Origin of the sequence: Companilactobacillus kimchiensis, assembly GCF_001438805.1 — a bacterium.
GTDB lineage: Bacteria > Bacillota > Bacilli > Lactobacillales > Lactobacillaceae > Companilactobacillus > Companilactobacillus kimchiensis.
The window spans coordinates 64601-90702 of record NZ_JQCF01000009.1; the positions used below are offsets into that span (position 1 = coordinate 64601).

A 26102-nucleotide genomic window follows, 5' to 3' on the forward strand; every position below is an offset into this window, starting at 1 on the left:
CTGTAGTAAAAATCAAAATCGTGCCCATGGCGTTCCGGCCGATTTCGATTTTTGCGTAAGGCGGCAGTGAACTAATAAAAAATCTCCATATTAATAGGTTTACACAAACCATTAACAAGGAGATTTTTATTTCATTTAGTTAAACAATCCACTGAAGAATGAAACAATACTGTCCCAGATTCTTTGTAGGAAATTACGATTTTCTTGAGTATTTAAGTTGTTGAAAACATTCTTAGCTTTACTCATGATGTCGTTGCTTAATTTTGAAGCCTGTTCTTTAAAGTTAGAGTTTTTCAAAGCACCAGAATCTCTAATTTGAACCATTAGATTGATGATTTGTTGTTTCTGGTTATTATTAACGATATTTTGAAGATTATTCTTTTGCAAGTTGTTGTTAACAATAGTTGTGATTTGGTTAACGGTAATGTTATCACCTTTTTGAGCGATATCTGATTTCATACCGGCAACGGCATTATTCAATTGTTTATCAGAATAACCGTCAGTACCTTTGTTAGCATCAGTAATACCACTTAAAACACCCATTTCTTTTTGAGCAGCATTGACTTGGCTTTGATTCAAAGTATCACCACTATTGGCATAAGCAGCATAGATACCGGCCAAAGCACCTGATCCATCAATTGGGGTAGCTGAGGTTACATAGATGTTGGCATCACTGATACCAGCAGTAACAGCGGCATTACGATATTGGTCAGCAGTAATGGTAGTGATATTGTTTTTACCATTATAATCAACGATTTTGACGTTGATACCTGAACCTGATGAAGTCTTTTGAATCAAGGCAGAAGACCAAACACCAGAGTTACTAGTGAATGAGCTCCCACTTGGATTCAAGTATTTAACTAATGTATCTCCGGTAACGGTGATTGTTTTGTAATTGCTATCGTTAATTTGTGAAGATAGAGCGCTGATAGTACCTTGACGTTGGTCATCAGTTAATGATGTTCCTAAAGTCATAACTGGTTGATCACTTAGATCGTCAGCTTTGACACTTTGAGTAGAAAAAACTCCTAGTGTGATTAAAGATACTAAACTTAATAAAATGATATTTAACTTTTTCACGGCTAAAATCCTCCTTATTGATAATTAAACCAGAGAAATATGAAAAATTCGAGAATTTCAGCAATTTTTTTTCAAATCTTAAAATTGAAAATGGTATTTTGCCTGGCAGTATGCTATTCTTTAGGTTCGAAGATTACGCTTAAATAATAAATTAAAAAGGATTAGGTAAAACACAATGAAAATTGTTGTTCTTTCAGGTGGAAGAAGTACAGAAAGAAATGTTTCTTTATCTTCCGGAGTTAAAATTACCAATGCATTACGCAGCAAGGGTTATGAAGTGGCTTATGTTGATTCATTTTTAGGTAAAGATGTTGATGAAGATAAGATCGATGATCTTTTTACAACTGAACCAGAAAGTGAACAAAAACTTGTTATTGATGATGAAGTTTTAACTGACGAAAAGATCAATGACCTACGTACCGATGGAACTAGAGGCTTGCTTGGTCGTAATGTTCTTAAAATTTGTCAACACGCCGATATTGTCTACATGGGACTTCACGGTGAAGATGGCGAAAACGGTAAGATGCAAGCAGTCTTTGATGTTTTTGATATCAAATATACGGGTAGTGGTTCATTAGCTTCAGGTTTGGCAATGGACAAGAAATATTCTAAAGAAATTTTTGTTCAAGATAAGATTCCAACAGCTTTGTACACAACTACTAAAACTGCTAAGATCTTGTCAGAAGATATTCCATTTAACTATCCAATGGTTGTTAAGCCATCTAATGGTGGTTCAAGTGTGGGAACACATATCGTTAATAACGCTACTGAATTAAGAGAAAGTGTTGCTGATGCTTTGAGATTTGATGACGAAGCTTTGATTGAAGAATATATCAAGGGTCGTGAATTCTCAGTTGCTATCGTTGATGGCTTAGTTCTTCCAGCTGTTGAAGTTACAGTTGATACTGGTTGGTATGACTTCCAACACAAGTTCCAAGAAAACACGGTAACTCATTTCATCACACCACCAGCTAACTTGGATGATGAAATTCACGCCAAAATGCAAGCTTTGACAAAGAAAACTTTTGAATCATTAGGAATGAGCAACTACGGTCGTGTTGATTTCTTGATGCGTGACGAGCAATTATTCGTTATGGAAGCTAACACTTTGCCAGGTATGACACCATTATCATTGATGCCTAGAGAAGCTGAAGCTGCTGGAATTTCATATCCTGATCTCTGTGAAAGAATCATTAAGAGTAAAGTTCAATATTACGAAGATAGAAAATAATTAAAAGAGTGGAAGTTAACTTAGTTTCCCGATTTTTACTTCAGACTAAATAATATTTTTAATGCAAATAGTCCATATTAGCTGATCATAGTGTCAGATAATATGGACTATTTTTGTCGTTGAGATAGAACTAAACAAATTAGAAGCTATTAAGTTAATTTGAGTAACTAAAAATAGAAACAATCAATCTAGTCTGGAGCGAGAGCAATTCGGGGGCTCAGCAGTGAGATTTCTCTTACCTAGCGTACTTTGCTAGGTTAGTAAAAGACTCGATTTTGAAACAATTTTGTACTTCAAATTGGTTCAAAACGATGTCCACTGCGTTCCAGTCCTCCGATATTGCCGAGCGGAAGACGGCAGTCTAATACCAACTCTGTTGATTTATGCTTTAACCAAACTTGAATAAGAATCGATTTATTCAGTCAATACAGGCTTTTGATTATTTTTAATAAAGATCCAATGTTTTTTGTAAATCATTTTTCACAGCTTCAATTAATGAATTAGGACTAAGGACAGTGACTAGACTTCCTTGACTCAAAACCCAAAGTTTCAAACCATTCAAATTCATTTTGCCTGAGATTTTGACCCCATGGTCAGAATCATGTTCAATTTGACCGTTAGAATTTTTTTTGACCTTAGAATGGGGAAGCTGATCAAGTGCAGTTTGAGGATAACCGCGGTAAATCAAACTATAATTGATATTACTACCACTTGTTAAAAGATAAGTATTGGTGCGAATTGACTCTTCATCGATCCATTTGTCACGAGGAACTTTGATACCTTTAACTTTAGGGCGAGGGTCTCTGAAACGGTCCAAACGGTAAACGAATGTTTTTCCACCATCACTATGAGTCTTTTCACGATACATGGTGACGTAGAAATAATTATTGGCAAAATATAGACTTAAGGGAATCCCAACGGATTCATCTTTTGAATGTCCTTTTGGATTGCTATTAATATAATAGAAGCTAATGGTTGTTTGATTATTGACCCATTCGCTAAATTTTTTAACAAGTTCAATTAAGTGATTGGAATTATTGACTGGTAAGTAGCTATCGTTCAACGTTGTTAACATTTTACTAACAATCGGCTGTTTTTCAGTTGCCACGACGCTAGCTAATGAATCGCCAATCATAGCAAGTTCTTCTTTACCAAAGGCTCTTGAGCCAATCAGTATTTTTAGAATAGCAAAAATTTCGTTGAAAGAAACGAGGTCGTTTTGAGTCAGAAAATAATCATCAGATTCAATATCATGATGAAAATTGTAATGGTCCATTTTATTAACATTGTTGTGAATGGTTTGCATATCACGTTGAATCGTTCGTTTAGAGGTTGAAAATTTTTCAGAAGTTGTAGTTAAATTCATTCTTTCAAATTGCAACATATGAGCAAAAATTTTAGTGATACGAGGATTACTTTTTATATGATCATCTTTCGTCATTTAATAGTTAGCCAAGCCTTTCTTAAATATTACTTGTTTAATATAATATCACTCGCTATGATATATTATGATTTTTAATACTATTACATCAATTTGTTGAGAATAATCATAGGTCATATTCCTTTAGGAATATGGCATTTTTTTATATAATTAGAGGGTTGGCGTATGATGATATATGGAACTTTAATTAAAAATCTTTGACTGTGAGGAATTATTTTTATGACAAGAAAAATTGGAATTATTGGAATGGGAAACGTTGGCGCTGCCTGTGCTCATTACATTGTATCTAGTGGCTTTGTCGACGATTTAGTACTTATTGATAAGAACGAAAAAAAGGTGAAGTCAGATGCATTGGATTTTGAAGATGCCATGGCTAATTTACCAACACATACTAATATCTCTGTAAATGATTATTCTGAATTAGACGATGCCGATATTATTATTTCAGCCGTTGGCCATATTAGTTTGATTGGTGGCGATCATCCGAACCGTTTTGGCGAACTAAAACCAACTGGGGATGATGTTACCGAAGTAGCTAAAAAAATTAAACAAACAAAATTTCATGGTATTTTAGTCGTTATCAGTAATCCTAACGATGTGATGACTTCAATGTATCAACAAGTAACTGGTTTTCCTAAAGAACGAGTTATCGGAACAGGAACTTTACTTGATTCAGCCAGAATGAAACGTGCTGTGGGCAAGGCTTTTGCAGTCGATCCTAGATCGGTCTCAGGTTACAACTTGGGTGAACACGGTAATTCTCAATTTACTGCTTGGTCAACTGTTAAGGTTATGGATCAACCAGTAGCCAAATTAGCTAAAGACAGTGGCCTTGATTTGGATCAAATCAATGAAGATGTCAGAATGGGTGGTTTTACTGTTTTTGATGGTAAAGGTTATACCAACTATGGTATTTCAACTGCCGCGGTTCGTTTGTCATTGGCAATTTTGAATGATGCCCATATTGAATTACCAGTTTCAAACTATCGTGAAGAATATGGAGTTTACCTATCATATCCAGCCATTGTTGGTCGTGATGGAATTTTGAAACAATTGCAACTGGATTTGCCACAAGAAGAATTGGACAAACTTCAATATTCAGCTGACTATATTAAGAAGAATCTTAAATAAGGATTGGTTAGGGTGTAAATCAACGAAGTTGTTATTATACTGCCGTCTTCCGCTCGGCAATATCGGGGGACTGGAACGCAGTGGACATCGTTTTGAACCAATTTAAAGTACAAAATTGTTTCAAAATCGAGTCTTTCACTAACCTAGCCAAGTACGCTAGGTAAGAGAAATATCACTGCTTAGCCCCCGAATTGCTCTCGCTCCAGACTAGATTGGCTGTTTCTATTTTTAATTACTTAAATTAATTTAATGTTTTCTAGTTTATTTGGCTCTATAATTAACGACAAAAATGGTCCATATTATCTGACATTATGATCAGTTAATATGGACTATTTGCGTTGAAAATATTATGTAAAAACAACCAATTAGAAATTATTTTAAGTAAACAAAACAATTAAAATGTTATCTAGTCTGGAGTAAAAATTGGGAATAGTCTCAGCCGTGACATTATCCTTAGTCAGCGGATTTGTGCTGGCTTAGGATAAGACCAAGCTTCAAGACAACCGGTCTTTGGTTGGCTCGAAGTTGGTCCACAGCGTTCCAGCCTATTCCCGATTTTTACGGAAGACGGGAAGTTAAGCACACTCTCGCTCTAACTGACATTGAGTAAGAACCAATATTTCAGTCAATACAGGCTGTTCTTAATTAAAAAGCAAAAAGGCTAGAAACTCTGATCTTTATGGAAGAAATCAAATTATTGTGCCAAACATCTAAGAAAATTCAATTTATTTCGAACTATTAATTATTTTTTAATGATATTAGAGTATAATTGCAATCACAACTTAAGATAAAGACTGTGAGGCAGATTAAATGACAAGAAAAGTAGCAATTATTGGAATGGGAAATGTTGGTGCAGCTAGTGCACATTATATTGTATCGAATGGATTTGTTGATGACTTGGTTTTGATTGACATCAATGAGAAAAAGGTTAAATCCGATGCATTGGATTTTGAGGACGCGATGGCTAACTTGCCATTCCATACCAATATTTTTGTTAATGATTACTCACAATTAGATGATACCGATGTAATTATCTCCGCTGTTGGTAATATTAAATTACAGGATCGAGTAGAGCCTGATCGTTTTGCCGAATTGGAATTCACTAGCAATGCGGTGACGGAAGTGGCTGAACAAATCAAACAGACTAAATTTAATGGTGAAATCGTTGTTATCAGTAATCCTAATGACGTAATGGTTTCAATTTATCAACAAGTGACTGGTTTGCCAAAGAAACAAGTTATGGGGACTGGGACTTTACTAGATTCAGCTAGGATGAAACGTGCCGTTGGTGCTGCTTTGAAGGTTGACCCTAGATCAGTTTCTGGATATAACTTGGGTGAACATGGTAATTCTCAATTCACTGCCTGGTCGACAGTTAAAGTTTTGGATCATTCAATTGATGAATTGGCTAAAACTGAAGGACTCGATTTGGATAAACTGAATGAAGATATTCGGATGGGTGGTTTCACGGTCTTCAGTGGGAAAAAATATACTAATTATGGTATTTCAACTGCTGCAGTTAGATTGACGATGGCAATTTTGAATGATGCTTATATTGAATTACCAGTTTCTAATTTCCGTGAAGAGTATGGCGTTTACCTATCATATCCAGCCATTATTGGACGTGAAGGGATAATTAAACAGATTCAATTGGATCTTCCACAAGAAGAATTGGATAAATTACAATATTCTGCTGATTATATTAAGAGCAAATTGCCTGAGGCAATTAAGTAATATAATAGAAGAAATGAGACTAAAAAATGAATATATGAAAAATTAGTCAAAAAAAGAGAACGATGGCATAACGCCACGTTCTCTTTTTTTATCCGGTGATAGCAAGCTGATAACTTATTATTGATTAACATTAATGAAAAAAGACTATACATATGAAAAAGTGGTAAGACCAATTTTACAAGTGGTATCTTTTGCTAGTGGTATTAAAAAAAGTACCACTTAGAATTTAATGCTTCACAAACCTTGATAACACTGATAATTCCTAATAAACCACTGTGAAAACGGTCTATTCCGGTTGTTGTTTTATTTTTTGTAACCGGATACAATGGTCTCGTGGTTGATACCAGAAAGGATTCGATTCGTATGAAAATTACTCTTCAAGAACAGTTAATCAACTTGCTGACTAATTACATTCAAACTTTACCAGCCAATGCTAAATTACCTTCCGAAAGGGAAATAGCTGAAAAGTATGAGTTATCCAGAACAACCGTTAGAGCCGCATTGATGGAACTAGAGGTCACTGGAATGATTCGTCGGGTTCATGGTAAGGGAACTTTTGTTAATAGAGTTGATCTAAATAGCGATTTGAATAGTAGCTACAGTTTCAACAAGCAGATGATTTCACTGGGGAAAAAACCACAAACTAAAATTCTTAGTTTTGAACGGAAGGAGGCTAATGCATACTTCGCTAAGAATTTAGAAACTGAAGTGGGCAGTCAAATCATTAAGTTAAAGCGACTCCGTTTTGCCGATGGAATACCGGTGATGTTGGAGCGAACTTACTTACCGGCTGAGCATTTCAGTTTAATGACTGAATCGATGTTGAGTAATCGATCATTATATTCAGTTTTTTCTGAAGAATTCAATGAACAAGTTTATTACGCTGATGAGTATTTTCTAGCAGGCATCACTAGTGCTAATGATAGTAAATATCTTGAGAGTAAAGAAGGCGCGCCTTGTTTGAATCTCAGACGACAAACTTATGATCCACATAATCAAATTATTGAGTTCACATTGAGTGTTGCGAGAAGTGATCAATTTGCTTATCACATTCGACACGATATCAGTAACAAATCCTAAAGAAGAGTAGTTAATATTTGGAGGTATAAAGATATGGGTATTATTGCAGTTAGAATTGATGAAAGATTAATTCATGGACAAGTGGCCAACTTATGGACAACTAAATTACAAGCATCAAGAATTATGGTAGTTGATAACGAAATTATAAAGAGTGACATTCAAAAAACTGCCCTTAAGTTAGCAAAACCAGCTGGGGTTAATCTAAGTATTTTAGGTACTAAGAAATCTTCAGCAAATATCTTAGCCGGCAAGTATGATTCACAAAAAGTCTTCCTTGTTGTTAAAAAACCAGGAACACTTGTAGACATGGTTAACGAAGGTGTTAAGTTCGATACGATCAATGTTGGTAATATGTCACAAAAAGACACAACACAACATTTAACACAATCAATCAATGTTACCGATGATGATTACGACGCATTCCACAAACTCTTTGACGCAGGAATTAAAGTTACTGCTCAAATGGTTCCTAGTGATCCAATCAAAGACTTTGAAGGTATCCTAAAGGACTACAAAAAATAGATTGTAATAGGGGGAAATGAACATGAGTTTTACAATTGTTCAAATATTGCTTTTAACGGCATATTCTATGTATAACATTTATGATGAATTGCAAATGAATTCATCATTGAGTCAACCCGTATGGGCCGGAATGATTTCTGGTTTGATCATGGGTGATATGAAGACCGGACTAATCATTGGTGCTGCTCTTCAATTAACAGTTCTAGGTGTTGGTACATTCGGTGGTGCTTCAAAAATCGATGCTAACTCAGGTACTGTTTTGGCAACAGCCTTTTCAATCGGTACAGGTATGAAAGCTGCTACAGCTATCGCCGCTATCGGTGTTCCCGTTGCTGCACTTCTAACATCATTTGATATTCTTGCTAGATTTACTAACACATATTTCCAACACAAAGTTGATAAGGATATTGAAAACTTCAACTACAAAGGTATTGAAAGACACACTATCTTAGGTGCATTACCATGGTGTCTATCACGTGGTATTCCTGTATTCTTGGCTTTAGCTCTAGGTCAAGGTGTTGTTAAGACAATGGTTACATATCTAAACGGAGATCTACAATGGTTGAACACTGGTCTACAAACAGCCGGTGCTACACTTCCAGCCGTAGGTTTCGCTATCTTGCTTCACTACTTACCAGTTAAGAAACACATCGCTTACTTGATCCTTGGTTTCACAATAACAGCTTTACTATCAACAGTCTTTACAAATATCCAAACACTTGGCGCCGGTCTAGGTGTTGCAAGTAAAGCCTTTACAACAACATTCAACGCTCTTCCAATGTTAGCTATTGCCTTAATCGGTGGTGCTTTTGCAATTCTTGAATATAAGAAATCTATGGCTAAAATGACTTCAGCTCCAGCCGCAGGATCAAACAATAGTGGTTCTGATGACGAAGACGAAGATGATGAAATTGAAGATGCTAATGGGGAGGTCGACGGTGATGAAGAAGAATAAAGAATATACATTAACTAAACAGGATTACAAACAAATTAATAAACGTAGTTTGTTTGGATTCCAAATGGGTTGGAATTATGAAAGAATGCAAGGTTCAGGTTACTTATATACAATCTTGCCACAATTGAGAAAAATTTATGGTGATGGCACTCCAGAGCTTAAAGAAGCTATGAAGACTCATAACCAATTCTTCAACACAAGTAATTTCTTTAACACAATTATTACAGGTATTGATCTTGCCATTGAAGGCAAGGAAGGTGTCGATTCACTAGATACTGTTGCTGGTATTAAGACTGGTCTTATGGGACCATTCGCCGCTATCGGTGATTCATTGTTTGCTGCTTTGGTACCAACAATCATGGGTGCTATCGCTGCAACTATGGCTGCTCAAGGTAACCCATTAGGATTATTCCTTTGGTTAGCTGTTAACATCGCTATTATGGTCTTCCGTTGGAAACAACTTCACTTTGCTTACAAGACAGGTACAAAACTTGTTTCTGAAATGCAAGGTCAATTGAATGCTTTAACAGATGCTGCTACTTTGCTTGGTGTCTTCATCGTTGGTGCTTTGATTGCAAGTATGATCAATATCCAAGTTCCACTAGTTGCTCACTTAGGGAAGGTTTCATTGAGTGTTCAAAGTAACATCGATATGATTCTTCCAAAGCTAGTTCCAGCCTGTGTCGTAGGTCTTGTTTACTGGTTATTAGGTAAGAAGGGTATGACATCTACAAAAGTTATCTTTATCGTTATTATCTTCGCTATTGCTCTTTCAGCAATCGGTGTACTTGGCAAAATCTAGGAGGAATTAAATTATGGCATTAATCTTGATGAGTCACGGAAATATGGCAATTGAAACGTTGAAATCAGCTGAATTAATTATTGGAGATCTACCTGAAACAGTAGCCTTAGGACTACAAAAATCAGATGGTCCGGAAGATTTAAAAGCTAAGGCTGATGCTGAAATTAAAAAGTATTATGGAAAAGAACCTGTTTATTTAATCGTTGATCTACTTGGTGGTACACCAGGTAACGTCGCTGTTAATTTGACACAAGCTTATCCTGAAATGCATGTTATTTCTGGCTTGAATTTACCAATGGTTATTAATTATGCTAACCAAAAATTCATTGGTTCAGATATTAAAATCGCTGATTTATTGAAAGAAGCCAAAGATGGCATTGTTGATGTAAATGCCTTCTTAAACGCTGATTCTGACGAGGATGACGAAGAGGATGAATAATCCTTACCGTTATACTCTGAGGTTAGCAATTGATAAGAATGTTTATGATGCTGATAAAAAACAAAAGTTAATTGATTTTATTAAAGAAGCTCATATTTCAGATGTTGCCTTTTTTCTCAATCAAGAAGAATTGTCAGATACTCATATTACTTTAGATAAGGCTCAAGAGTTAATTAATGATGTTAATGAAATTAGTCAACCACTAAAGGAACTTGGTATTACAGTCAGTTTGAATCCATGGACGACCCTAAATCATTCTGATCGCGGGATTCCTATCAAACCAGAACTTGATATCAAACCAATGGTTAACTATCAAGGAATTAAAAGTTTATCGATGGCTTGTCCAGGATATGCCGGTTGGGCTGATTATATCAGTGATATCTATGCTATCTGGGCCAGCATCCATCCAAATGAACTGTGGTTAGAGGATGACTTCAGACATTATAAGAATGCTCCCTTTGCCTTAGGTTGTTTCTGTGAAGATCACATGAAGCAATATAACGACATTTTGGGAACTGACTTATCACGTGAAGATTTCGTTCAAAGAATGTTCACGGGTGGAGAAAATAAATATCGTAATGCTTATTTAAAAGTCGCACGTGCGGAAATTTTACATGTTGCACATATGATTGAACAACGAGTTCATGAAGTTTCACCAACAACAACGCTTGGTTTAATGAGTTCATGGCCAGAGGTTCACGCTCTTGAAGGACGTGATTGGCAAAAATTGTTAGACGAGTTGAGTGGTGAAAATACGCCAGCAGTATCACGTCCACATTTACCAGCATATAACGAGGTCAGTCCTCAACAATATGCACGTGATTTTGAGAAGTATACAGTGGCTACTCGAACTGAGATCGGTGCAAATCATAAGATCTATCCAGAAATGGAAAGTTTCTTGTATTCACCTTATGCTAAGTCAAATAAATTTACACAATTTCAATTAGATACAACTAGTTTGGTTCATGCCAACGGAGTGCTACTTAATATGTTCAGTATGATGGGCGATGGTATCAATACAACATATCGTTATGCCTCCCTGCTAAAAAGCGATAAAGAATATCTCGATTTCTTAAATGCTAATGGTATCGACATCGAACATCGTAGTGGGGTTATCGTTCCCATGAATCAAGACGTAGCACAGACAAAGATTGATACCGAGGGTACCTTAGAAGGTTTGATGGCGTCGCAAACACAATGGCTAGAGTTGCTTTCCACAATGGGAATTGCAACGAAACCACTCAATTATCTTGATCAGGAAATCAAAAATAAGTGTGTTGCGATTACTGGAAACTTTCTAAATACTTTGTCAGATGAACAGATTCAAGCAATATTTACTCGTAATTTCATCCTTTTGGATGGGGATGCAGTAGTTATTTTGAATCAACGTAATCTATTGAAATTAATTAATGCGACAAGTATCGAAGTTTTGAAGAATCGTTCCGGACAACAATCATTTGAGCAGTTCGACGGTGAGAGTATCTCAGGTATCAACAATCCTCGATTGACGATGCTAACTCATACCGGCGACTACGTAAAAATTAAATATCACCCTTCAGTTAAAGTACATTCATCAGCATACGATCGTTTAGAGAACAAACTAGGACCAGCCACAGTGAGTGGCGATAAGTTCTATTGTCTACCAATGATGGATTCTCCAAAATATGGTTGGCAAGCTCAATATACTGATATTCGTGAGGGCGACTTAAAGCATTTCTTTGAAGAACAGTTAAGCGTGCCACATTTAGTTAATATGTACAATTGCAAGATGGTCATCGATGATAACCAATCAGAAATGATTATCAGTAACTGGTCAATTGATGATGTTGATGGGATTAATTTCTTCTTAAAGGATCGCAATGTTAGAAAAGTTTCGCTAACTTATCGTGATTCCAACAATCAAATGCAAAATGAAGTCTTAGAAGTGTCATTAGACGCAGCGGGAATTTATCACGTTGACTTCACTGTTAAGGAATTAGCAGTTATTCACATTAAATTCTTAGAGTAAAATTTATATGGAGAAGGGATTCAATATCATGTTTAAAAAAACCGATCAAGAACTAGAAAAAATGGGTGCCATCATTACAACCCGTGAAATTCAACAACAACCAAAATTATGGCAAGAGGCTTTTGATAACTACACTGCTAAAAAATCAGAAATAGATAACTTTCTTGATAAAGTAACTTCGACGTTTCCTAATCAAAAAATTAGAGTTATCTTCACTGGTGCTGGAACATCAGCCTATGTAGGTGACACGCTCAGACCATATTTAAACCGTGCTGGCGATACTTCACACTTTGTATTTGAAACGATTCCCACAACTGATATTGTTTCAGCTCCATTAGACAATCTAAGAAGTGATGATCCAACGATTCTTGTATCATTTGCTAGAAGTGGTAACTCTCCAGAGAGTGTTGCAACTGTAGAACTAGCTGAAAAGCTCATCAAGAATTTATATCAAATCACTATCACTTGTGCGCCAGAAGGACATTTGGCTACTAAAGCCGAAAATGAAGATGGCAATCTTTTACTTCTACAACCAGCACTTTCAAATGATAAGGGATTTGCTATGACTGGAAGTTTCTCTTGCATGACTTTGACAGCTGCGTTGATCTTCGATACAAGTGATGAAGCTAAAAAAGCAGCTTGGGTTGATACAATGATCAAGATGGGTGACGAAGTTATCAGCCGTGAGGATGAGATTCAAGCTTATGCTGATCTTGACTATGACCGGATTACATATCTTGGTAGTGGTTCACTTTCAGGACTTACTCGTGAAGCCCAATTGAAAGTTCTAGAATTAACTGCCGGAGCTTTGACAACAATCTTTGATTCATCAATGGGATTCCGTCATGGTCCAAAGTCATATGTTAACGGTAAGACAATCGTCTTTGACTTCATGGGTAACGATAAATATACACGTCAATATGATGTTGATATTTTGGAAGAGATTAAAGCTGATGAAATTTGTGAGAAAGTTGTTGGAGTCGGTACATCTGATGACAATGACTTCTCAGGCGACAATTTCTTCATTAAGGCCGGGGACAAAGATCTTCCAGAATTATATCAAGCATTGCCAGATGTAGTGTTTGCACAAACATTTGCTTTGATGAACTCAATCAAAGTCAACAACACACCTGATACACCATCAGCAAGCGGTACAGTTAACCGTGTTGTCAAAGGTGTAACAATTCACGATTATGAATAGAAATAGTAACGTCAAAAAGGTTGGAACATTAAATTGTTTCAACCTTTTATTTGAAAATCGTATGTGTTTAAGTGTCTAATTATAAATATAGAGATTTTTTCCCAAGTATGCTTAGAAATTTCAAATTACATAAACTGAAAATAATAAACTAACTCGGAGCAAGGAAGAAAAAATGGCTCTTTCCGAAATTTGGTTAAAACGGGAGTTTGTTGAAATATCCGTCGTCCGCACAAATACTGATTGGGCTGGAACATAGCCGGCACAACTTGAAGCCAATGAAGACCACATTGTCTTCAAGATTGGCCTTTGACTAAGCTGGCAAAAATCGCCAACTAAGTCAAATTTGGCTATTGAGCCCATCAGCATTTGTACTCCCGACTAGGGTATTTCTTTATTGTTTTATCAACGAAAAATATTTTAAATTAAAAATCTATATTAACTTAGTTTTTATATTTGCTAATACGGGTTTTTCAATTACAGAATAAACATATATTCTTAAAGAATCATTTATCAAATATAGAAACAACTATCTAGTCTGTAGCGACAGCAATTCGGGGGCTCAGCAGTGAAATTTTCTCTTATCTAGCGTTTCTTGCTAGATTAGTGAAAGACTCGATTTTGAAACAATTTTGTACTTCAAATTGGTTCAAAACGATGTCCACTGCGTTCCAGTCCCCCGATATTGCCGAGCGGAAGACGGAAGCATAATAATAACTCCGTTAATTTAAGCTTTAACTAAACTTAAGTAAGAACCAAATTTTACTTATTCGGCTGGTTGTACCCGCTATGATCTAGCTAATTTTTTCTTCCTTGGGGAGAGTGAAATCCCACTTCTATCCTGATTTAAGAAATATTTATCAAAATTAAAAGGAGACTAATAATGTCATATTATATTCAAGCAAAGAAGTTCTTTTTAAAAAACACAACTGAAAATGGTGGTTATCTAGAAGTTACTGATGATGGTAAATTTGGTAAATTTTATCACGCTGATGAGGCTAAACCAGAAGGTAAAATCGTTGATTATTCCGATAAATTTATCGCTCCTGGATTAGTTGATACACATATTCATGGTCTTTGTGGCCATGATGTTATGGATGATGATTTTGGCAAGTTGAATGAAATGTCAGAAGGTTTGTTAAAGGCTGGTGTAACTTCATGGTTGCCAACAACTTTAACTGCCTCGCATGATCAATTATTGAGTATTTGTCATACGATTGGTGATAATTATCAAAAAGTTACTGGTGCCAAGATTCAAGGTATTCACTTTGAAGGTCCTTTCTACACAGAAAAACACAAGGGTGCTCAAAATCCTAAGTATTTCAGAGATCCTGATGCTGAAGAATTCAAAGACTGGCAAGATGCTGCCCATGGGATGATCAGAAAAATCTCAATTGCTCCTGAAAGAAAAGGTGCGCCAGAATTTGTTGAAAAGGTTGCTTCTGATAAAGTGGCAGTTTACCTTGGTCACAGTGACGCTACATTTGAGCAAGCTAAAGCTTGTGTCGAAGCCGGTGCTACTGGATTTACACATACATATAATGGAATGAGTGGCTTGAACCATCGTTTGCCTGGTATGGTTGGTGCTGCACTTTCAATGCACTTAGTTGATGATGAATTGATTTGTGATGGACATCATGTTAATCCTTATGCAGCTAGGATCGTAATTGAAAAGAAAACTCCAGAACATGTGGCTTTGATTACCGATTGTATGCGTGCTGGTCTGATGCCTGACGGTGATTATGTTCTTGGTGAATTACCAGTTGTTGTAGCTGATGGAACTGCTAAATTAAAGGAAGCACCACACAGTTTGGCTGGATCAATCTTATTGTTGAAAGATGCTATTAAAAACGTTGTTGACTGGAATATTGCTACCGATGAAGAGGCAGTTGAGATGGCAAGTTATACTGCCGCTAAGAGTTCAAAAGTTCTTGATGAATGTGGAATTATCGCTGATGGTCGTGATGCTGACTTTATCGTGTTGGACGATGATATGAGTTTGTCAGAGACATATCTTGATGGTATTTCACGCTATCAAGCATAATTTAGAAAATCGACTAACTTAAAATAAGGATTTCTGATACCATAAAGCTGGAACATTAAATTGTTTCAGCTTTTTTCTTTGGATAAATTAATTAATTGTTATGGTATAGACCATTACACAATGATATAATGAAGTAGATAATTTTAGAAGGAGAACTAGATAATGTCATATTATATTCATGCTAAGAAATTCTTTTTAAAAAACACAACTGAAAACGGTGGCTACCTAGAAGTTACTGATGATGGTAAGTTTGGTAAATTCTTTACTGAAGAAGATGGCAAGCCAGAAGGTAAGATTGTTGATTATTCAGACAAGTTTATCGCCCCAGGTCTTGTTGACACACATATTCATGGTCTTGTTGGCCACGATGTTATGGATGACGACTTTGAAAAGTTGAACGAAATGTCAGAAGGTTTGTTAAAGGCTGGTGTAACATCATGGTTACCAACAACTTTAACAGCATCACACGATCAACTAAGACATATTTGTGAAACTATCGGTGATAACTACAAGAAGGCTACTGGTGCCAAGATTCAAGGTATCCATTTTGAAGGTCCTTTCTATACAGAAAAACACAAGGGTGCTCAAAACCCTAAGTACTTCCGTGATCCTGATGCTGAAGAATTCAAAGACTGGCAGGATGCTGCACATGGCATGATCAGAAAAATCTCAATTGCTCCTGAAAGAAAAGGTGCTCCTGAATTTGTTAGTGCTGTTGCATCTGACAAAGTTGCTGTTTACCTTGGTCACAGTGATGCTACATTTGAACAAGCTAAAGCCTGTGTCGAAGCCGGTGCTACTGGATTTACACATACATACAATGGTATGAGTGGTTTGAACCATCGTCTACCTGGTATGGTTGGTGCCGCACTTTCAATGCACCTTGTTGACGATGAATTGATCTGTGATGGTCATCATGTTAACCCATTCGCTGCTAGAATCGTTATCGAAAAGAAGGGTGCCGAACATGTTGCCTTAATTACTGATTGTATGCGTGCCGGTTTAATGCCAGATGGTAACTACGTCCTTGGTGAATTGCCAGTTGTAGTTGCTAATGGTACAGCTAGATTAACTGATGAAACACATAACCTTGCTGGCTCAATTCTTATGCTTAATGAAGCTATTAAGAATGTTGTTGACTGGAACATCGCTACTGATGAAGAAGCCGTAGAAATGGCCAGTTACACAGCTGCTAAGAGTTCAAAGGTTCTTGATAAATGTGGTATTATTGCTTCTGGCCGTGATGCTGACTTTATCGTACTTGATGATGATATGACATTATCAGAAACATACCTTGACGGAGTTTCAAGATACCAAGCATAAATACCAGAGAACGAGAACAACGGGTAGATTCTGAGCATTTACTTAGCTCTGAGAATTACACGCGTTTCTTGCGTGTGATTTTCAGAGTGTAGCAAAGCACAGGAATCTGTTGTTCGCAGCTCGTTTTGAATACATACAGTGAGCACATAAGTGATCTGTTGAGATTCCAAATAAAAATACAAATTGTCTAAAAACAAACTAAACTAAAAAAACAACCAGAAAACCGAGAATACATATAGTAGACCTCGGTTTTTTTGACCCTTGCAACTTGTTGTATACTCTACTTATTGGAGGATTATTATGGATAAAAAAATTATTGCTCATAGAGGAATACCAACATTGGCACCAGAGAATACGATGGCATCATTCAATGTGGTCGTTAATCATGATGTTAAATGGATTGAGACCGATCTAAGCATTACAAAAGATGAAAAAGTTTTTGTAATTCATGATGATAAATTAAACCGAACAACTAATCAATCTGGTTCCATTGAAACAGTTGATAGTTCAGAAGTTTTGAACGCAGACGCTGGTTATTGGTTTGCTGAAAAATTTCGTGGGGAAAAAGTACCAACATTAGATCAACTTATCGACTTTCTTAATATTCATAAAATAAATGCTAATATTGAGCTAAAAGGTGTTGTAGGGGACAATGCTAATTATTTAGCTGATAGATTGGTAGAAGAATTTGCCAAGGCATTGGATCGATTAGATGAACATGTGGAATTAATTATTTCCAGTTTTAATCCAATCATGTTAGAAAAAATGTATAAATTAAAGCCTGATTTAAAATATGCCGTTTTATTTAGTAGAGCTACTTTGGGTGATGACTGGAATCTTGTTATGCAAGCTTGTCACGCCAAAATTGTTCATCCTGATAGTTCAGGTCTAACTGAAGCAAAAGTTAAACAGATGAAAGATTATGGCTATGAAATTAACGTTTGGACAGTCGATGATATTAATCGTGCTCAAGAACTTCTTAGCTGGGGTGTTGATGGTGTCATTACCAACATTGCTGATCGGATGAGCTTTTTAGCAGAATAAAATAAAAATATAGCATTACTATGATTGATTAAAGCGTAAATCAATGACAAAAGAGTCCATATAACTGACATTAGGGAATTGTCTACGTCAGTTATATGGACTCTTTGCGTTAAAAATATTATTTTTACGGAAGACGGAAAGCTAAGTATACTCTCGATTTAACCAAGTTTAATCAAAAATAACCTCGGAATTATTCAGTATTAACTGATGTATTCCGAGGTCTTTTTGTCTAGACTAATTTGTGTTTTCGGAGGATTCATTATGAAAATTAATAGCTTACTGGTTTTTAAAAGGGGCAGAAGCCTACTCCAAATACGAGGTTTAAGAATTAACATTGATTGATACTGCAAAATCTAAATTTCTTATGATCTTGCCTCATCTCGATTCAACCCAATTTTTAACTGATCCCATTCAGTAACAACTACTTCCACTACGATTTTTTAAATCGGTGACATTTTGGTAGATGTTTGCTCACTTGCGTGAGACTTCGAAGAAGAGAAACTACTTGATTTCGTTTCTATTCTTCTTACTTTTAAGTATAAACATTTGTGAATTTCAGCCAATAAAAAGGGTGCATATTATACCCTATGTATAAATACCTTAAACAGAGTCTTCAATGCTCCAATTTAATTTGGTACCATAGCTACCAGCAAGTAGATTCTTATGATCGATGTGTAGCAATAAACCTTGATTATGGGTCCATCTCACGGAATTCATCGATTGTCCCTTTATAGATTGAGCGATTAGAATCTTATCTTGAATAGTTTCAGGATTTGATTTATCATCACGAGCAAATTTAAAAGTTGCCCCCAGAGGCCTATTATCATTGTCCGTTAATGAATCCGGCTGGTGTAGGAAGATTTTAACGGGGGTCTTCTTTCGTCGTTGATCGTCGATACTGATAATATCGTTGGGATAGTTCGTTTGTTGTGAGCGGTATTTGAAAACATTCTCTTCAAACGGATAAATTGATTCAAATTGGATGTCTTTAAACTTAGGAATGATCTCATTAGCAATATAGTGAATCTTTAGATCAGGACCAATACTTTGATAAACATTGTTGTCCGAATCAGTACCAATGAAATAAGGGGTCAACGAGAAACTTGATTTTTTGGTGATGTCATGAGTAATCGTATTAACAGTTAGCTTTTTTAAATCGCCAATTTTTAATTTATCAATTTGAACTGTTAAGAACATTGTTCGATCGTCTGTATCCACAGTGGTGGTAAATTTAGTGTTAGCAAGCGTTCTCCCATCAAGGGTGACGCTAGTAACTTCAGTTCCGAGTGGTAAATAAGTTAATAATACAGTATCGTGAAGGTCTTTTTGACCATTATTATTTAGATTAAAATCATAATTGATTTGATCTTTATTGACGACGTTATTAATTTCTAATGCAGTGTCATTTTCATCCTTGAATGAAATATTTTGAAGACTATCGGATAATGTAACATTAGGATTTAATGCTGGTAGGACTGTTAACGAGGCTTGACCAGTGATGAGAGGTTTAAAATTATTTTGCTTATTCATAGTTATAACGGCATAATATTTATCACCATTATCTTTTAATGATGTATTTTCAGTCGTGAAAGAGAGCGAATTCTTCTTGGTTTCTAAAAGAGTATCTTTATTATTAGCATCTATTTTGTGCCAACTGACATTTAAGTCGGCTGTTTCATCTTCTTTATTGTTAATTTTATCGTCAATATTTTCTTCGAATCCTTGAATACTAAAGACAGCTTTGTCACCAGCTCGAACCTTTTGGTCAAATAATCCACCACCGACATTCATTTCTTTAGTACCAGTGATAATTGAACCATCAGAATTTTTAATTGTTCCGGTTACAAAAAAACTACTGATTAAATTATCATTATCGTTGGTATGGCTTGGGGCAGATGTAATTTGACCATTTTTATCAATTGAAGCCTTGGTGGGTTCACTAATGCTCCAAGTAACTTGTCCTGTTGAATCTTCCGGATTAGGTTCTGCTTTGGCAAAAGCAATATTATTTTCAAAGTCACCAGTGGGAATATTGTAAATATAGTCAGTGTTAGTTTGAATTTTTATTGATTGGGCATGAACATCGGTAGATGATGCGTAAATAGTCGCAACGTCTGAGTAGTAATGTTCTTTAAAAAAGGCACCATCAATCAATTCCAATTGATAACGAATAATTCCGGGTTCATCAGGTTTAACAGTTATATTTGGTCCGTTTGATGATTCGTCTATTTCCCATGGGTTATCGTTGACTTTTTTGTGCCATTTATATGCTACTTTAAAAGATCCAGTCGAAAAAACAGACCGAGCAAAATGAGTGGCAATAGTTACTTCATGACCAACACTAGGAGTATATTTTGCGTTGGGATTAATATTTAAACCACTTTTAGTCCACACACCAAATCTTTTGACGGCATGGGGTGAAGCAGGTTCATAATGAATGATGTTTTGTTCATCCAAGGATTCCGCCAGTATCACCTCTGTTTGAAAACCTGCCAAAATAATTGCGCAAAAAATAATAATGGGCAAGACAAATAACTTATGTTTTTTTAAAATTTCAAAAATAGTCATAGTCTTTGCCTCCTTATTATCTGTCTATACCATTTTTAAGTATATAGGACATATCTCAATTAGGAAAGCAAATTTTAAAACTTATTTTTTAATAATTCGCGTAATTACATAAAAATAATAATAAAAAGATTTGAGACATAACTGGTCTTAACTTTAAATATGCATCATAAACGTGGAAGATAACATAGCTTTTTCCGCACAAAAAACAGCAGGCAATAGTAATCAGAATACGATTACTATGCCTGCTGTTTTTTGTTCTCGAGAGCTGACCATGTTATGTCCCACTCTTTACTAGATGCTATTTTCGAAATACCAAGTTAATGTTGTGGAATACTTACCAGTGAGTAGTTGGTTATCATTGATATGGAGCAACAGACCTTCAGATTTATTCCAGGCAATTGGATCTAAAGTTATTCCAATATCTGTTTCCGATATTAAAACTTTGTTATTGAGAATATCGGTATGACTACCATTATTGTAGTATCTCAAACTGGCCGGTAAGGTTGCAGATTTAGATTCATGAATAAATTCATTATCTTGAGAAACATAAACCTGCAAAGCGCCTTTGTCACGGCGGTAATCTTCAACGTCAACGATGTTATTAGGATTATTGAGTTCATTGGGACGGTATTTGAGTGTGTTTTTGGAATATGCAGAGATTGCCCCAAAATCAATATCTTGGATTTGGGGTTCTATTTGATTTGAAAGGTAATTAAGAGTTTCAGTCATGCCATCTTGACGATAGACGCCATTATCGTTGTCAGTTCCATAGACATAAGGTGTGGATTTGAAGGAAGTATTTTTTAGGATTCCTTGGACGGTTGTGTTAACTTCGATAGCTTTACTTTCTGTAGGATTTAAATCCTTAATTGGAATAACTAGGTTATCAGAGTCAGTTTCATCATCAAAAATAGTTGTGTACTGATCACTGGTCAATGTTTCTCCGGCAACTTTAACTGAATTGATTTGTGTCCCTGAACGTAGCGGAATAACATAGTTACCATTTTTTAAAGTACCTTCAAGGCTCTCATTGGTTATGCTGCCTCGATAAGTAACACTATCATCGTTGATAATATCATTTAAAATCAAATCAGTATTGTTTTCGTGAGGATAAGTATCATCAGTTATTTTATTAATGATAGAAATGTCTGGTTTTCCTGCAGGAATAACAGTCAGTTTTGCTTTGTTTGAAGTAATTGTTTTAGTTACCTTACCGGCTTTTATTGTAATAATGGCTTGGAAATAAGAGCCATCATCGGCAAAGGTTGTTTTATCAGTAGTGTAATTTGTATCTGGGCCACTTGCGACTTTGACTTTGGAATTAGAACCTGGGGCGTATTTGTACCAATCAACAGTAACTGAGCCTGTATTACCATCATCATCGCCATCGCCACCAGTATTTCCTTTTAATTCAAAATTAGCAGTTTCACCAGAGTTAACGGTGCGGTCATCTAAACCACCACCAATTTCTACTGAAACTGGACGAGTTATTTTGGAACCATCATCGTTAGTCATGGTAGCAAGGACCTTAACTGAACCAGAGATGCCCTTATTATTAGCAGTGACTTGGCCATCTTCGTCAACTGTTGCTAGGTTGGTGTTGTCGACCGACCAGCTTAATATACCGGTTGAGTTATCCGGTATAGGAATGGCATGGGCATATGTGGTATTAGAAAGTTCATCACTGGTATTGTAGAGATAGTCATCGTCCACAGTAACGTCGAGGTCAGTGGCATTCACTGATTCTGATAAAGTATGAACAGCAGCAACTCGGGAATAAATGTGAGTTTTTAAGTAGGGTGTTAGAAGGGTATAGTATTGTGTATCTAATTGATACCAAACAGTTCCCACCTTAGTAGGGGTAACTGAGAAATTCTTTTTATGACCATTATCTGATTTATCAACTTTACTCCAATTTTTTCCATCAGTTGATTGCCACCAACGGTAATGGGCACCATCCAATAGGCCTAAAATAACTGACCAAACGGATCGCCCAGCACTGGTTCTGAGGGTTACTTGTTTTCCGACAGTAGTATAGGAATCAGGATTAGGTTGAAGTCCATAACCATTACTCATCCAAATTCCTAAAAACTTTTTAGGATCTTTATTGGGAGTGAATTTTGGCGTAACAACAATCTCTTCGTCGTCTGCTCGGACCCGTTGCTCGTGAGAAGTAGTTAAACTAAGGAGTAATAGGGGAAGCATCAGAAGCAAAAATATTCTAATGATTTTCTTTTTATGTTTGTGATGTTTTTTCATAAGAAAACCTCCGTTACATTTAAGCAAGATAAGTATAACGGAATATATGTAGGTAAATATGGTCATTTGTACAAAATATTTTATAAAAAATTGAATTTTTTTAAAATAAAAAAATAGACCTCGAAAGGTCTATCTAATTCTAGGTCGTAAAGTGTAAGCCATTATTAATGAAATTATTGATGTAATTAATAGAACATAGAAACTAGTACCAAATGAACCACCAGTAGTTACAGCCACTTGACCGGTAATTGCTGATGAGTTAACTAATCCAGCGTAAAGTACACCATATAAAGCACCGTAGAGGATAGTTGGAAATAAAGTAAAGATTCTTACCAAACGAATACTCCCACGTGATCTAAAGCAACCAGCAATCAAAGCAATTACTGGAGATAAGAAACAAATCAAACGAATAGCTGAAAAACCGTTAGTGATCCAAGTTGGTTGTGCCCCCAGATTAGCAGTGTAATTAGCTGCATTGGCAATGGTACTTGATAGTGAAAGACTATCTAGGAAAGGACCACTGACAGAGGCGATGAAACCAATAATTGAAGAAACAATAATCACTTTTTGGGTAGTCGTCTTATGATTAGGTTTTAATCTATCAGCGGCTGAATGATGTTTTTCCTTCTTAACCTTAGGTTTATCAGTACGATCGTTTGATGATTCAGAGGTCTCGTTGGAATCGGAATTCTTTTTGAGCGAAGTTTCTTTCTTTAAAGCTTTGTTGGCACCTAATTCGTTACCGTGACGCAATTGTGAAAGTAGGAACCATAAGATGATGATGGCGACTAGAGCAATAAAACCATAGTTTCTTTTAACGACCAGCAGGATAGCAGTAATAATTACTGCAAAGATGCTGATATAAGCATTGTTCTTCGCAAATTTAATCATATTATGAATAAAGCCATCATTAGAATCAACGGCGGCAGCTTGTTTTTTGGCAGCAGCACGTTTCTCACTTTCGGTCGGCTCAAAGGGATCTTTCAAGGGATCCTTGATTGGATCGTCAAAATGTTTCTCATATGGTTTCTCATAAGGCTTTTCCTGATTATTTTTATAAGGCTTTTGAGAAATCGGATTGAAATCATTTTTGCTATAAATTTGAGTTCGGTCATCGACAGGTTCTTTTGTACTAGCCTTTTGAAATGATGAACGATTTGAACTTTCAAAGGTTTTCATTTCTGGCTCAGGATCAGGACGTTTGACCGTTTCTTTTTGGGGATGATCAAATGAACCATATTCCTGTTGTTGCATTGGAGCCTGTTGTAGATGAGGCTTTTCCTCAGTTTTAGGCTTAGGAGCTGGTTCTTCCTTATTTAATTCACTTTCAATTTCAGACAATGAACGAACGGAGTCGTTGTCTGTTACTTCTGTATCATCGGTATTTTTCTTTTTAAGGGCCCAACCGCAGTTATCACAAAATTTCTGATCCGGTTCAACTTTATGGCCACAATTTGGACAAAACATTATTTGCATTCCTCCATTATGTTGACAAATCAAGTATACAAGACAAATTAAATCATAGGAAGACATTCAGTGAAAGTTCACAGAAATGTCACATGTTGTATATCCGAAACTTAATTATACAAAAGATTCTTAGACTTTGCTTAAAAAGATGATTGGTTAACAGAATTTTTGACATTTGAAATAATCATCAATAAGTAATTTGATTTAAAAAATTTAATTATATATGTTGACTATAACTGAACGATAGTTTAGTATTGAGCCATGCGAAAAATAGATGAACAAAAACAAGCAGCAATTGTCAAAGCAGTTTATCAGATTACCTATGATGAGGGAATTACCAATCTATCGATTGCAAAGATTGCCCGATCAGTTGGAGTTAGTAAAGCGACAATGTATGTATATTATGATGACAAGGCCGATATGTTGAGTAAGATATTTTTGAATGTAAAACACTTGATTGATGATGGATTGGCAGAATTATTAGCGGTTAATTTACCATTTAAGCAAAGGGTTCAAGGAGCGTTAACCAATTTTGCCGATAAATTTGTTGAGTATCCTTATGAGACCAACTTCATGAATGCCATCATGGATAATCCATCATTGGTTAATGATGGTGTGATCGATCAGGCAATGCAAATGTCTAAACCATTGAATGACCTATTCACTGAGGGTGTAATTAATAAGCATTGGTTGACTGATGATATGGAAATTTTGATAGCCCTCTTATTTGCACCACTTCAAGAATTTACAGTTACATATTTCAAACGTAATATGTCAGTTCCTCAAGCTAAACTAACAGAATTGATTGACATCTTAATTAGGATCAATGTAGTCGAATAAATTCGGCTTTTTATTTAAAATCAAATTAAACGATTGTTCTTTAAAGGAGAATATTATGACAAAAACAGCTATTATCACCGGAATTTCATCAGGAATGGGTCATGCAGCCGCACTATATTTTAAGGAAAACGGCTTTGAAGTTTATGGTGGAGCTAGAAGAATGAATATGATGCAGGATCTCGCAGAAGCAGGAATTCATGTTCAAGAATTAGATTTAACTGATAAGATATCAATTCGTCAATTAGTTGATCGAACAGTTAAGGAAGCTGGACAAGTTGATGTTTTGATCAATAATGCTGGTTATGGTGAATTTGGTCCGATTGAAGAAGTCCCAACAGAGAAAGCTAGACGCCAATTTGAAGTTAATCTTTTTGGTGCTAATGAAATTACACAACTAGTATTACCTGTGATGCGTCGTCAAGGCTTCGGTCGAATTGTTAATATTTCTTCAATTGGTGGAGATCTCTATATGCCACTTGGTGGTTGGTATCATGCGACTAAAGCGGGACTTGATATGTGGAGTGACGTGCTAGATATGGAAGTTAAGCAGTTTGGTATTCGCTCAGTTGTTGTACAACCCGGTGGAACTGATACAGAATGGGGTTCAATCGCCATGGAGACTGCCAAAAAGAATTTGGAAGAAAATTCACCATATACGAAATTGGTCGATAAAATAAGTGGATCTCTTGATAGTGCAAGTAATAGTCGCATGGCTGGTGCTTCAGCCGAAGATTTGGCTAAATTATTCTATAGAGCCGCAACTGATATTAAACCTAAGCGTCGTTATTTCAATTCAGTCGGTGATCATGCCGCTGTGATTTTCTCAAGAACAATGCCTAATGCTTATCGAGCTTTAGTTTCAAGATTTATTTAACACTAAAGTTGGTTAAAGCATAATTAATGAGGTTATTATTACACTGCCGTCTTCCATAAAAA

At 35.9% G+C, this 26102-nt stretch carries 20 protein-coding genes; 15 read left to right on the top strand and 5 right to left on the bottom strand.

The annotated features are described in order from the left end of the window. Positions 1 to 135 precede the first annotated feature (135 nt). Positions 136 to 1080, bottom strand: coding sequence for a DUF1002 domain-containing protein (locus IV57_RS06300; RefSeq protein WP_057880658.1), 945 nt, complete (start codon positions 1078 to 1080; stop codon positions 136 to 138). 175 nt (positions 1081 to 1255) lie between these two features. Here IV57_RS06300 and IV57_RS06305 point away from each other — a divergent pair, with 175 nt between their 5' ends. Beyond that, on the top strand, positions 1256 to 2311 hold the full coding sequence (locus tag IV57_RS06305; protein ID WP_057880659.1) for a D-alanine--D-alanine ligase: 1056 nt from the start codon (positions 1256 to 1258) through the stop codon (positions 2309 to 2311). Positions 2312 to 2756: 445 nt separating this feature from the next. Here IV57_RS06305 and IV57_RS06310 read toward each other — a convergent pair whose 3' ends face one another. After that, entirely contained in the window at positions 2757 to 3752 is a 996-nt protein-coding gene (locus IV57_RS06310; RefSeq protein ID WP_057880660.1) for a helix-turn-helix transcriptional regulator, read from the bottom strand. A 219-nt stretch (positions 3753 to 3971) separates the two neighbouring features. Between IV57_RS06310 and IV57_RS06315 the strand changes: the two genes are divergently transcribed. The 12 genes from IV57_RS06315 (at position 3972) to IV57_RS06375 (ending at position 18032) form a co-directional block, all read left to right on the top strand. Further along, positions 3972 to 4883 (top strand): L-lactate dehydrogenase, encoded by a 912-nt coding sequence (locus IV57_RS06315; protein WP_057880661.1) that lies wholly within the window; start codon positions 3972 to 3974, stop codon positions 4881 to 4883. Positions 4884 to 5693: 810 nt separating this feature from the next. Next, entirely contained in the window at positions 5694 to 6617 is a 924-nt protein-coding gene (locus IV57_RS06320; RefSeq protein ID WP_057880662.1) for an L-lactate dehydrogenase, read from the top strand. Positions 6618 to 6980: 363 nt separating this feature from the next. Further along, a complete protein-coding gene (locus IV57_RS06325) occupies positions 6981 to 7697 on the top strand; it encodes a GntR family transcriptional regulator (RefSeq protein ID WP_057880663.1) in 717 nt (238 codons plus the stop codon). A 33-nt stretch (positions 7698 to 7730) separates the two neighbouring features. Then, positions 7731 to 8219 carry a PTS sugar transporter subunit IIB gene (locus IV57_RS06330; RefSeq protein ID WP_057880664.1) on the top strand — a complete coding sequence of 163 codons (489 nt, stop codon included), beginning with the start codon at positions 7731 to 7733 and terminating at the stop codon, positions 8217 to 8219. 22 nt (positions 8220 to 8241) lie between these two features. Further along, a complete protein-coding gene (locus IV57_RS06335) occupies positions 8242 to 9174 on the top strand; it encodes a PTS mannose/fructose/sorbose/N-acetylgalactosamine transporter subunit IIC (protein WP_420806320.1) in 933 nt (310 codons plus the stop codon). Beyond that, positions 9161 to 9976, top strand: a complete 816-nt coding sequence (locus IV57_RS06340; protein ID WP_057880666.1) for a PTS system mannose/fructose/sorbose family transporter subunit IID — start codon at positions 9161 to 9163, stop codon at positions 9974 to 9976. Before IV57_RS06335 ends, IV57_RS06340 begins: the two co-directional genes overlap by 14 nt. Before the next feature lie 13 nt (positions 9977 to 9989). After that, positions 9990 to 10415, top strand: coding sequence for a PTS sugar transporter subunit IIA (locus IV57_RS06345; RefSeq protein ID WP_057880667.1), 426 nt, complete (start codon positions 9990 to 9992; stop codon positions 10413 to 10415). Next, entirely contained in the window at positions 10408 to 12423 is a 2016-nt protein-coding gene (locus IV57_RS06350; protein ID WP_057880668.1) for a hypothetical protein, read from the top strand. The genes IV57_RS06345 and IV57_RS06350 overlap by 8 nt, the downstream gene beginning before the upstream one ends. A 28-nt stretch (positions 12424 to 12451) precedes the next feature. Beyond that, positions 12452 to 13624, top strand: coding sequence for an SIS domain-containing protein (locus tag IV57_RS06355; RefSeq protein WP_057880669.1), 1173 nt, complete (start codon positions 12452 to 12454; stop codon positions 13622 to 13624). Between the two features lie 880 nt (positions 13625 to 14504). Next, complete coding sequence (nagA, locus tag IV57_RS06365) at positions 14505 to 15665, top strand: N-acetylglucosamine-6-phosphate deacetylase (RefSeq protein WP_057880671.1); 1161 nt, start codon at positions 14505 to 14507, stop codon at positions 15663 to 15665. 162 nt (positions 15666 to 15827) lie between these two features. Beyond that, positions 15828 to 16988: an N-acetylglucosamine-6-phosphate deacetylase gene (gene nagA, locus IV57_RS06370; RefSeq protein ID WP_057880672.1), complete on the top strand. Its 1161-nt coding sequence runs from the start codon at positions 15828 to 15830 to the stop codon at positions 16986 to 16988. Positions 16989 to 17288: 300 nt separating this feature from the next. Next, positions 17289 to 18032: a glycerophosphodiester phosphodiesterase family protein gene (locus IV57_RS06375; protein ID WP_057880673.1), complete on the top strand. Its 744-nt coding sequence runs from the start codon at positions 17289 to 17291 to the stop codon at positions 18030 to 18032. 600 nt (positions 18033 to 18632) lie between these two features. Here the strand turns inward: IV57_RS06375 and IV57_RS06380 are convergent. The 3 genes from IV57_RS06380 to IV57_RS06390 all read right to left on the bottom strand — a co-directional run bounded on the left by IV57_RS06380 (position 18633) and on the right by IV57_RS06390 (position 24326). Continuing rightward, the gene (locus IV57_RS06380; RefSeq protein WP_057880674.1) at positions 18633 to 20600 is read right to left on the bottom strand and encodes a hypothetical protein; all 1968 of its coding nucleotides are present in this window, start codon (positions 20598 to 20600) and stop codon (positions 18633 to 18635) included. Positions 20601 to 20891: 291 nt separating this feature from the next. Continuing rightward, positions 20892 to 22859: a hypothetical protein gene (locus IV57_RS06385; RefSeq protein WP_057880675.1), complete on the bottom strand. Its 1968-nt coding sequence runs from the start codon at positions 22857 to 22859 to the stop codon at positions 20892 to 20894. Between the two features lie 129 nt (positions 22860 to 22988). Then, positions 22989 to 24326, bottom strand: coding sequence for a zinc ribbon domain-containing protein (locus IV57_RS06390; RefSeq protein WP_057880676.1), 1338 nt, complete (start codon positions 24324 to 24326; stop codon positions 22989 to 22991). Positions 24327 to 24587: 261 nt separating this feature from the next. Here IV57_RS06390 and IV57_RS06395 point away from each other — a divergent pair, with 261 nt between their 5' ends. Both IV57_RS06395 and IV57_RS06400 read left to right on the top strand, forming a co-directional pair. Continuing rightward, a complete protein-coding gene (locus IV57_RS06395; protein ID WP_057880677.1) occupies positions 24588 to 25166 on the top strand; it encodes a TetR/AcrR family transcriptional regulator in 579 nt (192 codons plus the stop codon). A gap of 55 nt (positions 25167 to 25221) precedes the next feature. Continuing rightward, positions 25222 to 26040 (top strand): SDR family NAD(P)-dependent oxidoreductase, encoded by an 819-nt coding sequence (locus IV57_RS06400; protein WP_057880678.1) that lies wholly within the window; start codon positions 25222 to 25224, stop codon positions 26038 to 26040. Positions 26041 to 26102: the final 62 nt, after the last annotated feature.